The following is a 14684-nucleotide window of genomic DNA, read 5'->3' on the forward strand; positions in this document are numbered from 1 at the left end:
TGCGCCGCGAGCGCCTAACGGATGTCGGTCGCCTCAGACGCGCCGGACGGCCACCCAGCAGAGCGGGAGCGCGACCATCGCGAGGAAAGGGAGGAAGATGAACGCGGCTGGGTTCCCGGAGAGCACGGCGAGCGCGCTCGGGACGCCAACGATGACGGCGGCGAGTGCGAGCACCGCGGCGGCGAGCGTCAGGTCGCGCTCTGGCGGCGTCGGTCGAGCGACCCGGAGGTCGAGCGCGCGGACGTCACGTTCGGGCTCGGAGAGCGGGCCGACGGTCGCGTTCGTCCGCTCGGCCTCGTAGTTGACCGACCCCCACGGCGACTCGTCCGGGTCGCGCCAGTCGAGGCCGACGGTGGCGACGCCGAGGTGGCGGCCGAGCGCGCCGTAGCGCACCGACGCGTCGACGTCGTCAAGCGGCGCACGCCACTGCGGCTCCCCGATGAGTCGGTCGTAGCCGACGAGGACGTCGCCGTACCGGCGATACTCGACGGTGCCGCGGAGGAGGTAGGAGACGGCGGCCCCGGTGAGGAATCCGACGAGGAGGAGACACACGGGCACGAGCACGAGGACGGGGTCAACGAGGAAGAGCAAGACTCCGACGAGCGCGACGATGAGCGCGGGGCGGTTCACGAGCGAGACGAGCGCGCGGAGCACGCAGCCGACGAGGACGCCGCGGCGGTCCGGGCGGACGACGGCGTCCGGGTCGCCGTCGGGAAGCGGGACGGCCGGGGCGGGCGCGGTCGTGTCGCCGGGGCCGAAACGCGCGAGGAGGCGCGCGATGGTACCATCGCCGTCGGCGAGGAAGCGTGCGTGCGTCTCGACGGCGATTTTCGCGGCGACGACGAGTGCGACAACGACGATGCCGGTACTGCGGAACCCCTCGCTCCCCGCCGTGACGAAGAGGAGGACGGCGAAGAAGACGCCCTGCCGGGCGGTCGGGGCGACGACCTGCCGGTCGGTCGTCTCGGCGTACTCGCGCTCGCCGACGTACGTGCGGACGAACTCGACGCCATGTGCGACGGTGATCCCGAGTGCGCCGACGGCGACGGTGCGTGTGACGCCGGGCGTGAGCGCGGCCGGCACGTCCAGCGCGAGCGCGAAGAACACGCCGAGGACGAGCCAGAAGAGCGCGAGGAAGACGACCTGCTGGAGCGCGACGGGGACGTTCCGGACGTACGCGGTGGGGCCGCCCGGCCAAAGCGGCGGCCCGCCGCGCTTCTTGCGGAGCTCTCGAAACGGCAAGTTGGAGCCGTGCAAGGCGGTGTCGCGTGGTACCGTGAGCAGGGCGCGTGGGAGCGCCCAGAGTGCGCCGACGCCCATTTCGACCCAATAGAGGACGAGGACGGCGACGACGCTCCAGTCGAAGGCGAGGACGCCGACGAGCGGGAAGCAGTTCGCGACGACCACCGCGAGATACGGGAGGCCGCTGGGCACGGAGGTACGCCCGTTCACGGCGACGCGAGAGCGGGACGCTGGGCGAGCGGGGCGGACGGGGTGGAGGGCATCGTGTGATGGTTTCCGGCGCGATACCAAAAGGAGCGGGGTCGTCTAGAGGTAGTCGTCCCAGAGCGGGATGTCGGCGTACCGGTCGCCCCTGTCGGGGAAGGGGATGACGACGACGTCGTCCGCTGCGATGTCGCCGCGCTCGGCGAGGCGTTTCACGGCGGCGATAGCGCCGCCCGAAGAGGGGCCGACGAGGAACTCGCCGTTCACGCGGAGGTGCTCGCGGACGACGTCGCGGTCGTACTGGCCGGTGTCGTAGACGACGGGGTCGACGTCGTCGTAGCGCTCGCGGAGGCGACGCGCCTCGTAGTAGGCGTCCGCCGTCGAGAGTTCGAGGACGTCGTCGAGGTAATCGCGGCCGTAGACCTCCGGGAAGTCGAAGCGCGGCCCGCGAACGTACTTCAGGCCGTCAATGCCGTGGCGCGGCTCCGCGGGCTCGTAGCCGACGACGGTCGCGTCCGTGCGCTCGCGGAGGGCGCGCGCGACGCCCGTCACCGTCCCGCCGGTGCCCGCGCCCGCGACGAAATGTGTGACGCGGCCGTCCGTCTGGTCGTAGAGCTCCGGACCGGTCGTGCGCGCGTGGACGGCGGGGTTCGCGGGGTTCGAGTACTGGTCGGGCATGAAGGCGTCGCGCTCTTCGACGCGGCGCTCTGCGACGTCCAGCATCGCCTCGTAGTCCGCGGCATAGGTGACGGTGCCGCCGGCGCGCCGAATCGCCTCGGCCTTCTGCTCGGGAGCCTCCTCCGGTAGCACGATTTCGACGTCGTAGCCGCGCTCGACGCCGAGGCGCGCGAGCGCCGTCCCCGTGTTCCCAGAGGAGGGTTCGACGACGAGCGTGTTGCCGTCGAGATCGCCCGCGTCCTCGGCGGCGTCGAGCATCGCCTGCCCGATGCGGGTCTTCACCGACCCGCCGCCGAAGGACTGGTCGTAGAGGTTGTACCACTCGGGTTTCGCGTACACCTCGGCGGGGACGGCGGGGACGTCGATTCGCAGGAGCGGCGTCTCCCCGATGAACGACTCGTCTAGCGGCGGCGCGTCTGCCATTGTGGAAGCCTTCGCCAGTGCGCGCCGTAAGCGATTGGGCCGTCCGGCTACGGGAGCGCGGCGGCGAGCAGCTCGACCGGCGTCGGCGGCCGCTCGGCGTCCGCGTCCCGGTCGCCGAGCTGGGTGCGACAGGACGCGCCGGGCGCGACGACGACCTCGGCGGGGCTGTCGTCGATCTGCCCGTAGAGCGTCTCCGCGATGGCCTCGCTCATCGAGTGGTGTTCGGCCTCGTAGCCGAAACTCCCCGCCATCCCACAGCAGCCGGAGTCGAGCGGGTCGACCGTGTAGCCGGCGCGACGCAGGACGCCGACCGCGTGGTGGTCCTTCTTCACGGCCTTCTGGTGGCAGTGGCCGTGGTAGGTGAGCGACGTCGCGGGCGCGTTGGCGTCGATGGCGTCGTCGAGCCGGAAGGCGTCGAGGTATTCGAGGACGCCGTAGGTGTTGTCCGCGACGGCCTCGACGCGCTCACCCGAGAGCAAGTCGAGATAGTCGTGCTGGAACATGACGGCGTCCGAGGGCTCGACGAGCACGACGTCCCAGCCCGCCTCGACGTAGGGGTGGAGCGCGGCGACGTTCTCCGCCGCGGTGTCCGCGGCCTTATCGAGGAAGCCCTTCGAGTGCGCGGGCCGCCCGGAGTCCGTCCGGTCGGCGACGCGCACGTGGACGCCCGCGGCCTCGAGAACGCGGACGGCGGCTTTGAGGGGTGCTGGCTCGCTGTAGTTCGAGTAGGTGTCCGGGAAGAGGACGACCTTCCGGTCGGCGCTCCGCTCGGGGACCTGCGGACCGCGCGCATCCCACCAGTCCTGGAAGGTCTCACGTTGGAACTTCGGGAGCGAGCGCTCGGCGGCGATACCCACCAAACGCTCCATCGCGTCGCGGGCGAACGGGAGTTTCGTCGCGGCGTTCGAGAGCGGCGCGAGCGCCGAGCCGAGTCGGGAGAGGTCGTCGATGCGCGCGAAGAGATGATCGCGCAGGCTCGCGCCGTGCTCGTCGTGGTACTGGTGCTCGACTTCCGCCTTCAGCTTCGCCATGTCGACCTCGCTCGGGCAGTCGCGCGCACAGCCCTTACAGCCGATACAGAGGTCCATGACCTCCTCGACGAACTCGGGGTCGGTGAGTTCGCCCTCGGGGAGGTCGCCGCTCATCGCCTGCCGGAGCATGTTCGCACGGCCCCGCGTGCTCTGAATCTCCTCGCCGCTTGCCCGGTAAGTCGGGCACATCACGCCGCCCGTGGTGTCTTGGTCGCCGCGACAGCCGCCACAGCCGTGACAGAGCTCGACCATCCCCTCGAAGCCGTTCTCGTTCTCCCACGCCAGCGACGGCTCGAAGCCCGCCTCGAACTCGTAGTCGGGGCCGTAGCGGTGGTGTTCGGTCATGTCGACGGCCTCGGCGCGCGCGGGCGTGCCCGTCGGCGACTCGCCCGGGTCGCCGTAGCCACAGACCTGCCCGGGGTTGAGCAGCCAGTCCGGGTCGTAGGCGCTCTTGAGGTCGCGGAACGTCTCCCACAGGTCCTCGCCGTAGAGTTTCTTGTTCCACTGGGTGCGCGCGCGGCCGTCGCCGTGCTCGCCCGAGACGGAGCCGCCGTACTCGACGACGAGGTCAGTCACGTCGTCCGCGATGGACTGCATCGCCTCCACACCGTCGAGGGTTTTGGTGTTCACGAGCGGGCGGACGTGCAGGACGCCGGGGCCCGCGTGTGCGTAGAAGGACGCGAACGTGTCGTGCTCCTCCAGGATCTCCTGAAAGCCCTGCACGTACTCCGCGAGGTGCTCCGGGGGAATCGCGCAGTCCTCGATGAAGGAGACGTGCTTCTCGTCCGTCGTCCGGGAGAGCAGGATGGGGAGGCCGGACTTGCGCATCTTCCAGAACTTCGCGCGGCGCTCGGCGTCGTGGGCCTCAAGGGCGGCGTTCGCGCGGACAGGCGCGTCGCTCCCCGGATGGTCGGCCCCGGGGTCGACGACCGTCTCCGTGCCGGGTCGGCGGTCCGCGAGGAGGTCCGCGACCTGCTGCCGGCCCGCCTCGTCGTCCTCGGCGTAGAACTCCACGAGCAGGACGGAGCCCGTCCCCTCGGGCAGGAGGCCGACGACGTCGCGGAACTCCTCAGTGTCGCGTGCGAGGTCGAGGAGGACGTCGTCGATGAGTTCGACCGCCGCCGCGTCGTGCTCGAGGACCGCCTCGACGTCCGAGACGGCCGACACGACGTCGTCGTAGGTCAGGAGCGCCACCGACTTCGTCTCCGGGATGGGTTCGAGGGAGACGGTGGCCTCCGTGACGACGGCGAGCGTGCCCTCGCTCCCCGCGAGCAGGCGCGCGAGGTTCACCGTCGCGTCGTCGGCCACCTCACCCGACTCGTCCGTCCCCTCCGCAACGAGCACGTCGAGGTTGTAGCCCGAGACGTTGCGCTTCAGGTCGGGGTAGCGCTCGCGGACCTCGTCGGCGTCCGCCTCCAGAATCCGGAGGACTTCCGCGTGGACGCGCGCCTCGATGTCGCCCTCGGGGTCCGCGGTTTCGCGAAGTTCACCGACGGTGGTCTCGCCGAACGTCGTGACGGTGCCGTCCGCGAGCACCGCCTCGACCTCCTCGACGTAGGCGTCCGTCTTCCCGTACTTCAGCGAGTGCGAGCCCGTCGAGTTGTTCCCGATGGCGCCCCCGAGCGCGGACTTGTCGCCCCACGCCGGGTCGGGCGCGAACTTCAGGCCGTACTCCTCGAGTTCGGTGTTCAGTCGCCCGAGCTTCACGCCCGGTTGGGCGCGGGCGAGGGCGTTGTCGGGGTCAACGCCGCGCACGGCGTCCATGTGCCGCGTGAAGTCGAGGACGACGGCCTCGTTCACCGTCTGGCCCGCGAGACTCGTCCCGCCACCACGCGGGAGGACCGCAATCTCCTCCTCGGCGCAGTACTCCACGACGGCGGCGACGTCAGCGGTGCCCGTCGGGAACACCACGCCCACGGGTTCGACCTCGTAGATGCTCGCGTCCGTCGCGTACAACTCTCGGGAGTAGGAGTCGAAGCGGACCTCGCCGTCCACGCGGCGCTCCAGCGCCGCCGCGAGGTCCGGTCGCTCGACGTCGTCGCTCGCGTAGTCGTAGTTCGCGGCGGCGTCCGCGGCCGGGTCCGCCGCCTCGCCCGGGTCGATAGCCATACTCGTGGGAGGGCGCGTCACGCCCATAATACCACGGGGGTCGGTGGCGTCGGGCGATTCGGGAGTCGAGTCGGCGAGCGGAGCGGTCGCTCGCCGTCGAGAACGGGAGGAATGGGCCCTGGCGGATTTGAACCACCGATCACCCGGTGTCCCATCCCGACGCGGCGTTGGGCTGGTCAGTTCCCGCGTCGCGATTATGAGCCGGGGGCTGTAAACCAGACTGAGCTAAGGGCCCTCTCGTACGCCGAGATATTGGACCCGCCACCTTTAGCGTGTCGGGATTATTCGACCGACGACGTGTGGACGCGCTCCGCGACACCGGACAGCCGCTGAGACGATGAGACGACGGCCAGCCCCGGCTGCGATGGACGAAAAGTGACCTACCGAACGTGAGTTCCGAAAGGAAGAGCGCCGCCACCAGGGCTCGAACCTGGGACAACCTGGGTAACAACCAGGTGCTCTACCAACTGAGCTATGGCGGCTCGTACGCATTCCCACGTAGTCGGCTGGTTTTGATAGGGCTTTCGTTTTCGGGTAGCGCCGACTCCGATTGTTTTTCCGAGGGGCGGGCGTAGCGCGCCCATGACCGAGACGGCGGACGTGCTGAACGCGGTGCGGGGACGGGTCGACCCGACGCCGGCGGAGCGCGAGCGGCTGGCGGAGACGGCCGAGCGCCTCGTCGCACGCGCCGAGGACGCCATCGCGGAGCTGCCGGTGGACGCGGACGTGATTCGCGTGGGGAGCACCGCGCGCGGGACGTGGGTGCGTGGCGACCGCGACATCGACGTTTTCGTGCGCTTCCCACCGGACCTGGAGCGCGCGGACCTCGAAGCGTACGGTCTCGAGGTCGGGAACGCCGTGCTCCCGGACGGCCATGAGGAGTACGCCGAGCATCCCTACGTGAAGGGCGAGTTCGAGGGCTACGACGTTGATTTGGTGCCGTGTTACGACGTCGAGTCCGCGAGCGACATCCAGTCGGCGGTCGACCGGACGCCCTTCCACACCGAGTACCTCGAGGCCCGACTGACGGACGACCTCGCCGCGGACGTCCGGCTCTTCAAGCAGTTCCTGAAGGGGATCGGGGCGTACGGCTCGGACCTGAAGACGGAGGGGTTCTCGGGCTACCTCTCCGAGCTGCTCGTCGTCGAATACGGCGGCTTCGAGGCCGTGCTCGCGGCGGCCGCCGAGGAGTGGCATCCGCCCGTCGAACTCGACCCGGAGGGCCACGCCGAGGCGAGTTTCGACGACCCGCTCGTCGTCATCGACCCGACGGACCCCGAGCGGAACGTCGCCGCCGTCGTCTCCGCGGCGAACGTCGCGCGCCTCCAGCACTACGCGCGGCGCTTCCGCGCGGACCCCCGTGAGGAGCACTTCTTCCCGGAGCCACGCGACCCGCTCGACGCCAAAGGGGTGCGCGAGACCCTCGCGGAGCGCGGGACGCGCGCGCTCGCGGTGCGGTTCGACGACGAGTCCCTCCTCGGGCTCGTCGAGGACCAACGCTATCCTCAGTTGCGCCGGTCGCTCGACGGCCTCGTGCGCGGCCTGGAGGACCACGGCTTCGAGGTGCTGCGCGCGGCGACGTGGGCGAACGAGACGGCGGTCCTCTTCTGCGAGCTCTCGGTCGCGGAGCTTCCCGCGGTCGAGCGCCACCGCGGCCCGCCGATCCACGTCGGCGAGCACGCCGCGGGCTTCTACGAGAAGTACGCCGAGGACCCGGAGGTCGCCGGGCCGTACATCGAGGAGGGACGCTACGCCGTCGAGCGCGAGCGCGACGTGACGACGGCCCGCGAGTTCGCCGAGACGAAGTTGGCGTCAGTGGCGCTCGGGAAGGCGGTCGAGCGCCTCGTCGAGAGTGGGGACTACGAGGTGTACGCGGGCGCGGACGTCGGCGTGCTCGCCGAGGAGTTCGGCGTCGAACTCGCGAGCTACTTCGACCCGAGGCCGTGAACGTCGCGTAATTCCGCGACGACCTCGCGGACGTCCTCGTCGAGTTCGGCGTCCGTGTCCGGGCCGGTCGGCTCGAGGCCGTCGAAGACTTCGTGGACCATGCCGACGCCCTCCGAGAGCGTGTCAAGGCTGTAGCCGCCCTCCAGGACGAAGCCGAGGCCGGCGTCACAGCGCTCGGCGAGGTCGCGGACGCGCGCCGTGAGCGTGCCGTACCCGTCCGTGGAGACGTGCATCCGCGAGATAGGGTCGTGGCGGTGGGCGTCGAAGCCCGCGCTCACGAGCAGGAGATCGGGGTCGAAGGCCTGGATGGCGGGCGCGATCGTCTCGTCGAAGACGTAGCAGTAGTCGACGTCGCCGGCGCCCGCCGGGAGCGGCGCGTTCAGCGTCGCGCCCTCGCCGTCGCCCTCGCCGACCTCGTCGATTTCGCCCGTGCCAGGGTAGAGGCCGTCCTCGTGGACGGAGGCGTAGAAGACGTCGCCGCGGTCGTAGAAGATGTCCTGCGTGCCGTTGCCGTGGTGGACGTCCCAGTCGAAGACGGCGACGCGCTCAGCCTCGAGCGCGTCGAGGGCGTACTGGCTCGCGACGGCGGCGTTGTTCACGAAGCAAAAGCCCATTGCGTCGTCCTCGACGGCGTGATGGCCGGGCGGCCGGCCGAGCGCGAACGGCGTCGCGCGCCCGTCCTGTCCGTCGAGGGCGGCGTCCGCTGCCCACATCGAGAGGCCAGCGGAGGCGAGCGCAGCGCGCCACGTCGCTTCGACGGCCACCGTGTCCGGGTCCCAACTGCCGCCGCCGTCTTCGCAGAACTCGCGTATCTCCGCGACATAGTCGTCGTCGTGGACGGCGCGGGCGTCGTCCTCGTCGGCGGGGTCGCCCTCGACGTACTCGACGCCGTGGCGTTTCTTGAGGCCGCGCTTGATGGCGCGGATACGGTCCGGGTTCTCGGGGTGGCGCTCGCCGGGGTCGTGCTCGAGGCAGACGTCGCTGACGCCGAACTTCATTCGACGAGCCTGAAGTACGTCTCGACGTCTTCGGCTTGTACGGTACGTCGCCCGGCGTGCTCGGCGAGGACGGCGGCCCCCTCGGCGGCGTCCGCGGCGAACGCCTCGAGGTGGGCGGCGAGCGCGACGCGCGCGTCCATCGACACCCGATATTCGTCCGGGATGTCGAGGCGGGCGATGCGGTCGACGGGGGCGACCGGCAGCGTCAGCGAGTCCGCGTCCGCCTCCGGGTCCTCGAAGGGGAAGTCCTCGACCATCAGGGTCTTGCGGCCCGACTCGGTGGCTCGCTCGGCGGCCTCGCGTGCGAGTTCCGCACCGCGTCGCTGGATGCGGCGCGCGAGTTCCTCCGCGGCGTCCGCGCTCACCCGGAGGTCGCCGGCCTCGCGCCGGATGACCGCGTCCACCGGCGCGAACGGCAGCTCGACACTCATACGGTGAAGGGTGTGTGTACTACCCTTAACGTTTTCCGTCCCACCTCCGCCGGTGCCGGCCGCCACCACGCCTTTGGGTGTGGCACACCTTCACTCGAAGGACGCCATGACCGACAACCCGCACCAAGCCCCGGCCGAGGAGATCGCGGACCAGGAGGTCGAGGCGAACGAGGAGGAGGCCGAGGACGCCGTCGAGGACCGGCGCGCGGCCGACGAGGAGTATCGAGAGGAGCGCATCAAGGAGGAGATCGAACACGAGGACGAGGCCCGCCACCAGGACGCGAAGGAGGAGGCGAACCCGGACAACTTCCGGGACGACGAACCCTGGGACTGAACTAGCGGACTTCCTCGGCGTCGAGGCGGCCGTCCTGGAGCGTGCCGCGGACGGTTACGGTCTGTCCGAGCGTGACGTCCGCGTCCGTCTCGACGCTCATCGTCTCCGTACCGTCGTCGAGGATGACGGGGTCGCGCGCCTGTACGACCGTCCCCGTGAACTCGACGGTCTCGCCGTCGTCGGCCGACTCGTGGGCGCTCTGCTCGTCGCTTTCCGTCTCCGTCTCGGGTGCGGTGCCGTCCGCGTACGCGCCGAGCCCCGTCGCCGCTTGCTCGTCGTCCGTGTCGCCCTCCGTGGTCGCGCCGTCCGCGAGCTCGACGATGCTCGTGCGCCAGCCCGCGGAGGCCTCGAGGTCGTCCTGCCAGCCGTCCTGAATCTCGACGTCCGTGAACAGCACCTCGTCACCCGGACCGAGGTCGCGGTCGGCCTTGTCGCCCCAGAGCGCGACCCGGATGTCGCCGGAGTCGTCCTGCAGGCGGACGTTCCGGACCTGCCCCTCCGAGCCGTCGTCGCGGTCGAAGGTGCGCTTCGGGTCCGCCGAGCGGATGACGCCCGCGATGTCCACAACGTCGTCCATCTCGACGTCCGCGATGGGCGTCGACTCCGGGACGTACTCGACGTCCTCGTCGACGGCCTCGACGGCCCCGCGATTCCCGACGTGGAGTTCGATGGAGCCGTCGCGCTCGCGGACGTAGCCGTCGACGACTTCCACGACGTCGCCCGCCGCGAACTCATCAACTGCCTCGGTGCGCTCGTCCCAGAGCGTCACCGTGACGCGGCCGGTCTCGTCGCCGAGCGAGAGGTTCGCGACGCGACCCTCGCTCCCGTCGTCGCGCTCGAACGTCCGGACCGAGTCCGTGTCGAGCACCTGCCCGACGAGCGTCACGTCCGAGAGGCCGACCGAGAGGTCGGTGACGCGGTAGGTGTCCTGAATCTGGACGTCGATGTCCGTGTCGGGGTCGGGTTCGACGCGGTCGGCGCTGACCTCGACGCCGTTGAAGCCGTCCTTCGGGCGGCCGGCGACCCGCAGGACGTCGCCGACCTGCAGTTCCTCGGCGGCGTTCGCGGCCTGTTCGTCCCAGAGCGAGACGCGAATCGACCCACTCTCGTCCGCGACTTCGACGTTCAGGACGCGGCCGTCCTCGTCCCCCTCGTCGCGCTCGAACGTCCGGATGTCGCCGATGGAGACGACTTTGGCGACGAACTTCGCCTCGTCCATCTCCGGGGCGACGTCCGCGACGCCGTTGACCTCCCCGTCCTCGAGTTCGTGCGCGAGGAGCATGGCGGCCGTCTCCTCGTCCGCCAGCCCACCCATCTGCTCGACCTTCTCCGCGACGGCCTCGCGGAACTCGTCGAGTGAGACCTCGTCGGTCTCGAGGTCGGCGTACGTATCCTCTATCGCACCCATGATAATCGTAGTTCAGTGCAAGGTAGGCCCGCGCATAAGCATTCTGCTTGCCCGGATTCGGCGTGTCGTCCGTCGTGCATCGGCCATCGGTTGCCCGGTCTTCGGCCTTGAACGTACGGGGCGTTCGCGCGCGTCTCATCAGCCAACTGTCGGGAACATCCATACGTCTGGGGCGCGTAGTCGTGGCCAATGGAGGCGAAACGCATCGTCCTCACGGTGGCCGTCGTCCTACTCGGCGGCGCCGTCGTCGGCGGCGCGGTCATCGCCGGCGTCGGCCCGTTCGGCGCGACGACGAGCCCCGTCTCGACGGGCGGTGACACGAACGAGCCGTCCGATAACGGCGCGCGCGCTGGGGGAACTGGCGGCAACGACACCGGCAACCAGACGAGCGAGCCGTCCGACGCCGGGCCGTTCGCGTTCACCGTCACGAACGTCTCCACCTGCGGGACGACCTGTCGCGACGTCCACGTCGTGCTGGCGAACACCGGCGAGCGCAACGCGAGCAACGTGAGCGTCTCCGTCGTCATCACCACCGGCGGCGACCAGATTTGGCAGAACACCCAGCAGGTCGGCCGCCTCGCCGCCGGCGCGAGCACCAACCGGACCGCGCACGTCGAACTCAGCTACTTCCAGGCCGCGAAGGTGAAGGGCAACGGCGGGAAGATCACCATCCACACCACCGTCAGCTCCAGTCTCGGAACGTACTCGTTCACCCAGAACCGCGACGTCGCGTGACCCGAGGCAGCACCTCCCACGAGGGCCCCCGAATCGTAACCGCTTTACGTACCTCGCGGCTACGGTAGAGTGAGTCCGGGTAGGGTAGTGGACTATCCTCTTGGCTTGCGGAGCCAGGGACCGGAGTTCAAATCTCCGTCCGGACGCTACATTTTCGCGACGCTAACTGGCGAGCGACGCTCGTGTCGCTCGTCCCAGTGTCGCGTTATGCGCCCCACGGATAGTTGAGCAGGGAGCAGCTCTGCTGTGACCGGGTTCAAATCTCCGTCCGGACGTTCCTTCGTTTCATTACGCGACGAGCGTTCCGCTCGTCGTTCTTTCACTCAGTCATGTCCGGCCTCCGCGAGACGTGTCCGCGTCTCGCTTGCCCGCGCTCGCATTCGCTCGCACGGACTCCGTCCGGACGACGGTTTCGAGGACGTCGGCTTCGAGCGGACGTGCTACGCATCGGTTCGGACTGCGAGCGAGAAGTGATACCCGTGTCGTCAGCCCGTGGCTCACTCGGGGCTGACGGCCTCAGCCGTTCTGTCTGCGTCGGTCGTCCGCGGTGTCGCACGCGCCGGGCGTCGGTGGCGCCTGGTCGTCGCGGGCGCGCGGGCCGGGTGTATCGTCCATCGAGGTGCCCGAGCGCTCGGCCGCGTCGGAGTCGGACGCGTCCTCGACGTCGAGGATGGTGATGGTGACGGTGGTGTCGGGCGCGTCGGCGTCGAGCGGCGGCGTCGTGTCGTCGCCGAAGAAGTTCGTGCAGTCGCGCAGCCACGACCCGGCGACGCCGCCGACGACGGCGCCGAGGGCGAAGACGGGGACGACGTAGGTGGCGGCGGTAAACGCCCACGGGAGGCCGACGAACGCGTGGGTGAGCGAGCGGTAGGCGAGCGCGAGTCCGAGGAGTGCGGCGACGCCGGTGACCGCGCTATAGGTCGCGGCGACGACGCCGCGATGCCAGACGTCGCCGAGTTTGTAGGCGGCGACGAATGGCCCGAGGAGCGCACCGATGGGCCAGAGGGTCCGGAGGGCGTCACCGGCGGGGAGGGCTGGTCGGAGGGCGAGCGCGAGGACGCACGAGAGCGTGAGCGCGACACAGACCGCGCTCCCGGCGAGGACCGACGGACCGGAGGCGCGGACGGCGTCGTGCGTCGCCGTCGGGGTCGTGAGGTCGTTCGACGAGTACTCCGTCATGCCACCTACACAATTATGACTTTCTGACTATAATACTTCTGGGAGACAGAGGAAGGGAGACAGATCTCTGCCTATAGGCGCCAATAGCTGAGTATTCTGCACATTGCGGAATGGGTAGAATCCCCGTAATATACATAACTTTTCTGGTAGTTCGTGGTGTTCGGCGGACGGCAGGCCTTTGGCTCGGCGTCGACAAACGGGCGTTATGGAGGACGCACTGCTGGCCGGTGTCGCCGCCTTCGACGCCGGGCAGTACGAGGCCGCGAGCGACGTCTGGTCGGCGAGCACGTCCGAGGCGGACGCCGCGGGAGATTCGGACGCGGGTCTCCGCGCCGCGCTCGCCGACTACGCGAGCGTCGTCGCCGACGGGCGCGCGGACAACTTCGACGGGCTCGCGGACCGGGCAAAGCACGCCCGCGAGTCGCTCGCGCGCCTCGATGGCCACCGGGACGTCGGCGTCGCGGCCGCGCGTGATTTCCTCGCGACCGTCGCCGCCGACCCCGAGGTGCTCGAACGCCGCCGACCGCCACACATCACCGTCGACGGCGAGCGCGTCGCGCGCTCGGACCTCGACATCAGCGCCGTGTTCGCGCTCGCGCCCGCACTCGCGGAGGCGCTCGGCTACGACGCCGAACCGGTCGCGCAGGGCGTCGCGTATGCCCGCGCGGACCTCGAGGCGGGCGAGGAGGGGAGTCAGTTCGTCACGCTCGTCTACGACGTCGTCACGGACGACGAGATGCGGCCGGTCGCCTACCAGCGGCTCACGGAGCGCGTCGAGCGGCGCGAGGCACGCGAAAAAGACGTCGAGGGGTTGTTCGGCTAGCGATTCAGGCGAGCGCGAGGTACGCGGCGACGGCGAGGCACGCCGCGCCGAGGATGCGGACGACCACGAGCGCGCGTGAGGAGGCGTCGTCGTCGCCGTACGGGCCGGTGCGGCCCGGCGTCGTCGTGCCGAGGACGCTCAAGCGGAGGACGACGTCCGGGCGGGCCAGACAGAGCAGGCCGAGCGCGGCACCGAGCGCGACGGCGAGCGTCGTGCGCGCGTCCATCTATTCGCGGAGGCGCTCGATGCGCTTCTCGACCGGCGGGTGGGTCGCGACGAGTTTCGTGACGAACGAGCGGTCGTCGTCGTCGAAGATGCAGAGTGCGCCCACCTGGTTGTTCACGCCGCCCTGATTCTGCGAGCGGCCACGGCCGCGCCCGCGGGTCGGGCCGCGCGAGCGGGACGCGGAGGCGCTCGGCTGCTGGTTGCCGCGCTGAATCTTCTCCAGCGCACGGGCGAGCGGTTCGCCGCTGCCGATGTACTCCTTCGCGTCGGCGTCGGCGACGTACTCCCGATAGCGGCTGATGGCGAGCACGAAAAGCATCACGAAGAACTGGACGACGTTCCCCACGACGATGGCGAGGAAGAAGTCCGCGAGGTCGTTGTCGCCGGTGAAGAGCACGACATACTGGGCGACGATGCCGACGATGGAGGCAATGCCCTGCCCGACGACCATCGTGACGACGTCACGGTTCTTGATGTGCGCGAGCTCGTGCGCGAGGACGCCCTCGAGTTCGTCGTCGTCGAGAATCTGGGCGAGTTCCTGCGAGACGACGACGATGCCGTTGCCCTTCCGGCCGACGGCGAAGGCGTTCGGGACGCCCATCTGCGCGACCTTCAGCGTGGGTTTCTCGATACCCATCTCCTCGGAGAGGGCCTCGACGCGGCGATGGACGTCGCCCCACCGACCCGTCTCGGGCATGTCTTCGGCGCCGACGGAGCGCAACGCCATCCACTTGCCGACCTTGTACTGGATGCCGACGAGGGCGACGCTCCCGACGAGAACGATGGGGAGGACGCCGGTGCCGAACATCGCCATCGCGACGACGGCGACGACGGCGTAGAACGCGAAGAGGATCGCGCCGACGACGGCCATCCGGGCTTTGAGTCCGGGGTGTCTCATGGACGCCGCTACGTGATTA

13 protein-coding genes and 3 tRNA genes are annotated in these 14684 nt (G+C 69.8%); 5 read left to right on the forward strand and 11 right to left on the reverse strand.

Annotation, left to right across the window (positions count from 1 at the left end):
* Window positions 1-33: 33 nt before the first annotated feature.
* The 5 genes from ACQUS8_RS06440 to ACQUS8_RS06460 all read right to left on the reverse strand — a co-directional run bounded on the left by ACQUS8_RS06440 (window position 34) and on the right by ACQUS8_RS06460 (window position 6169).
* Window positions 34-1434, reverse strand: coding sequence for a DUF6498-containing protein (locus ACQUS8_RS06440; RefSeq protein WP_435098614.1), 1401 nt, complete (start codon window positions 1432-1434; stop codon window positions 34-36).
* 114 nt (window positions 1435-1548) lie between these two features.
* Window positions 1549-2547: a PLP-dependent cysteine synthase family protein gene (locus ACQUS8_RS06445; RefSeq protein WP_435098615.1), complete on the reverse strand. Its 999-nt coding sequence runs from the start codon at window positions 2545-2547 to the stop codon at window positions 1549-1551.
* 47 nt (window positions 2548-2594) lie between these two features.
* The gene (locus ACQUS8_RS06450) at window positions 2595-5687 is read right to left on the reverse strand and encodes an FAD-binding and (Fe-S)-binding domain-containing protein (RefSeq protein WP_435098616.1); all 3093 of its coding nucleotides are present in this window, start codon (window positions 5685-5687) and stop codon (window positions 2595-2597) included.
* A gap of 112 nt (window positions 5688-5799) precedes the next feature.
* Window positions 5800-5922, reverse strand: a tRNA-Ile gene (locus ACQUS8_RS06455).
* A 174-nt stretch (window positions 5923-6096) separates the two neighbouring features.
* Window positions 6097-6169, reverse strand: a tRNA-Asn gene (locus tag ACQUS8_RS06460).
* A gap of 100 nt (window positions 6170-6269) precedes the next feature.
* Here ACQUS8_RS06460 and cca point away from each other — a divergent pair.
* Window positions 6270-7634 carry a CCA tRNA nucleotidyltransferase gene (cca, locus tag ACQUS8_RS06465; RefSeq protein WP_435098617.1) on the forward strand — a complete coding sequence of 455 codons (1365 nt, stop codon included), beginning with the start codon at window positions 6270-6272 and terminating at the stop codon, window positions 7632-7634.
* Here cca and ACQUS8_RS06470 read toward each other — a convergent pair.
* Both ACQUS8_RS06470 and ACQUS8_RS06475 read right to left on the reverse strand, forming a co-directional pair.
* Window positions 7613-8632 carry a histone deacetylase family protein gene (locus ACQUS8_RS06470; RefSeq protein ID WP_435098619.1) on the reverse strand — a complete coding sequence of 340 codons (1020 nt, stop codon included), beginning with the start codon at window positions 8630-8632 and terminating at the stop codon, window positions 7613-7615. The genes cca and ACQUS8_RS06470 overlap by 22 nt on opposite strands.
* Window positions 8629-9063 carry a histone gene (locus ACQUS8_RS06475; RefSeq protein ID WP_435098621.1) on the reverse strand — a complete coding sequence of 145 codons (435 nt, stop codon included), beginning with the start codon at window positions 9061-9063 and terminating at the stop codon, window positions 8629-8631. The genes ACQUS8_RS06470 and ACQUS8_RS06475 overlap by 4 nt, the downstream gene beginning before the upstream one ends.
* Window positions 9064-9169: 106 nt before the next feature.
* Here ACQUS8_RS06475 and ACQUS8_RS06480 point away from each other — a divergent pair, with 106 nt between their 5' ends.
* Window positions 9170-9397, forward strand: coding sequence for a hypothetical protein (locus ACQUS8_RS06480; protein ID WP_435098623.1), 228 nt, complete (start codon window positions 9170-9172; stop codon window positions 9395-9397).
* A gap of 1 nt (window position 9398) precedes the next feature.
* Here the strand turns inward: ACQUS8_RS06480 and ACQUS8_RS06485 are convergent, their stop codons facing one another.
* Window positions 9399-10805 carry a single-stranded DNA binding protein gene (locus ACQUS8_RS06485; protein WP_435098625.1) on the reverse strand — a complete coding sequence of 469 codons (1407 nt, stop codon included), beginning with the start codon at window positions 10803-10805 and terminating at the stop codon, window positions 9399-9401.
* A gap of 189 nt (window positions 10806-10994) precedes the next feature.
* On the opposite strand from ACQUS8_RS06485, the gene ACQUS8_RS06490 reads away from it, so the two are divergent.
* Both ACQUS8_RS06490 and ACQUS8_RS06495 read left to right on the forward strand, forming a co-directional pair.
* Window positions 10995-11540, forward strand: a complete 546-nt coding sequence (locus ACQUS8_RS06490; RefSeq protein WP_435098628.1) for a hypothetical protein — start codon at window positions 10995-10997, stop codon at window positions 11538-11540.
* A 73-nt stretch (window positions 11541-11613) separates the two neighbouring features.
* A tRNA-Arg gene (locus tag ACQUS8_RS06495) sits at window positions 11614-11686 on the forward strand.
* Between the two features lie 370 nt (window positions 11687-12056).
* On the opposite strand, the gene ACQUS8_RS06500 is transcribed toward ACQUS8_RS06495, so the two are convergent.
* A complete protein-coding gene (locus ACQUS8_RS06500; RefSeq protein ID WP_435098631.1) occupies window positions 12057-12719 on the reverse strand; it encodes a hypothetical protein in 663 nt (220 codons plus the stop codon).
* Window positions 12720-12924: 205 nt separating this feature from the next.
* On the opposite strand from ACQUS8_RS06500, the gene ACQUS8_RS06505 reads away from it, so the two are divergent.
* Window positions 12925-13542, forward strand: a complete 618-nt coding sequence (locus ACQUS8_RS06505; protein ID WP_435098634.1) for a DUF309 domain-containing protein — start codon at window positions 12925-12927, stop codon at window positions 13540-13542.
* A gap of 4 nt (window positions 13543-13546) precedes the next feature.
* On the opposite strand, the gene ACQUS8_RS06510 is transcribed toward ACQUS8_RS06505, so the two are convergent.
* Both ACQUS8_RS06510 and ACQUS8_RS06515 read right to left on the reverse strand, forming a co-directional pair.
* Window positions 13547-13768 carry a hypothetical protein gene (locus ACQUS8_RS06510; RefSeq protein WP_435098637.1) on the reverse strand — a complete coding sequence of 74 codons (222 nt, stop codon included), beginning with the start codon at window positions 13766-13768 and terminating at the stop codon, window positions 13547-13549.
* Complete coding sequence (locus ACQUS8_RS06515) at window positions 13769-14638, reverse strand: M48 family metallopeptidase (RefSeq protein ID WP_435099250.1); 870 nt, start codon at window positions 14636-14638, stop codon at window positions 13769-13771.
* Window positions 14639-14684: the final 46 nt, after the last annotated feature.

The sequence above is a fragment of the Halarchaeum sp. P4 genome, from assembly GCF_051195175.1.
In the GTDB taxonomy this organism is placed as follows: domain Archaea; phylum Halobacteriota; class Halobacteria; order Halobacteriales; family Halobacteriaceae; genus Halarchaeum.

What these genes read in the sequence shown, in the direction of transcription:
- ACQUS8_RS06445 (WP_435098615.1), bottom strand. Translation starts at nt 2,547, where the DNA reads ATGGCAGACGCGCCGCCGCTAGACGAGTCGTTCATCGGGGAGACGCCG.
- ACQUS8_RS06450 (WP_435098616.1), bottom strand. Translation starts at nt 5,687, where the DNA reads ATGGCTATCGACCCGGGCGAGGCGGCGGACCCGGCCGCGGACGCCGCC.
- cca (WP_435098617.1), top strand. Translation starts at nt 6,270, where the DNA reads ATGACCGAGACGGCGGACGTGCTGAACGCGGTGCGGGGACGGGTCGAC.
- ACQUS8_RS06470 (WP_435098619.1), bottom strand. Translation starts at nt 8,632, where the DNA reads ATGAAGTTCGGCGTCAGCGACGTCTGCCTCGAGCACGACCCCGGCGAG.
- ACQUS8_RS06475 (WP_435098621.1), bottom strand. Translation starts at nt 9,063, where the DNA reads ATGAGTGTCGAGCTGCCGTTCGCGCCGGTGGACGCGGTCATCCGGCGC.
- ACQUS8_RS06480 (WP_435098623.1), top strand. Translation starts at nt 9,170, where the DNA reads ATGACCGACAACCCGCACCAAGCCCCGGCCGAGGAGATCGCGGACCAG.
- ACQUS8_RS06485 (WP_435098625.1), bottom strand. Translation starts at nt 10,805, where the DNA reads ATGGGTGCGATAGAGGATACGTACGCCGACCTCGAGACCGACGAGGTC.
- ACQUS8_RS06490 (WP_435098628.1), top strand. Translation starts at nt 10,995, where the DNA reads ATGGAGGCGAAACGCATCGTCCTCACGGTGGCCGTCGTCCTACTCGGC.
- ACQUS8_RS06500 (WP_435098631.1), bottom strand. Translation starts at nt 12,719, where the DNA reads ATGACGGAGTACTCGTCGAACGACCTCACGACCCCGACGGCGACGCAC.
- ACQUS8_RS06505 (WP_435098634.1), top strand. Translation starts at nt 12,925, where the DNA reads ATGGAGGACGCACTGCTGGCCGGTGTCGCCGCCTTCGACGCCGGGCAG.
- ACQUS8_RS06510 (WP_435098637.1), bottom strand. Translation starts at nt 13,768, where the DNA reads ATGGACGCGCGCACGACGCTCGCCGTCGCGCTCGGTGCCGCGCTCGGC.
- ACQUS8_RS06515 (WP_435099250.1), bottom strand. Translation starts at nt 14,638, where the DNA reads ATGGCCGTCGTCGGCGCGATCCTCTTCGCGTTCTACGCCGTCGTCGCC.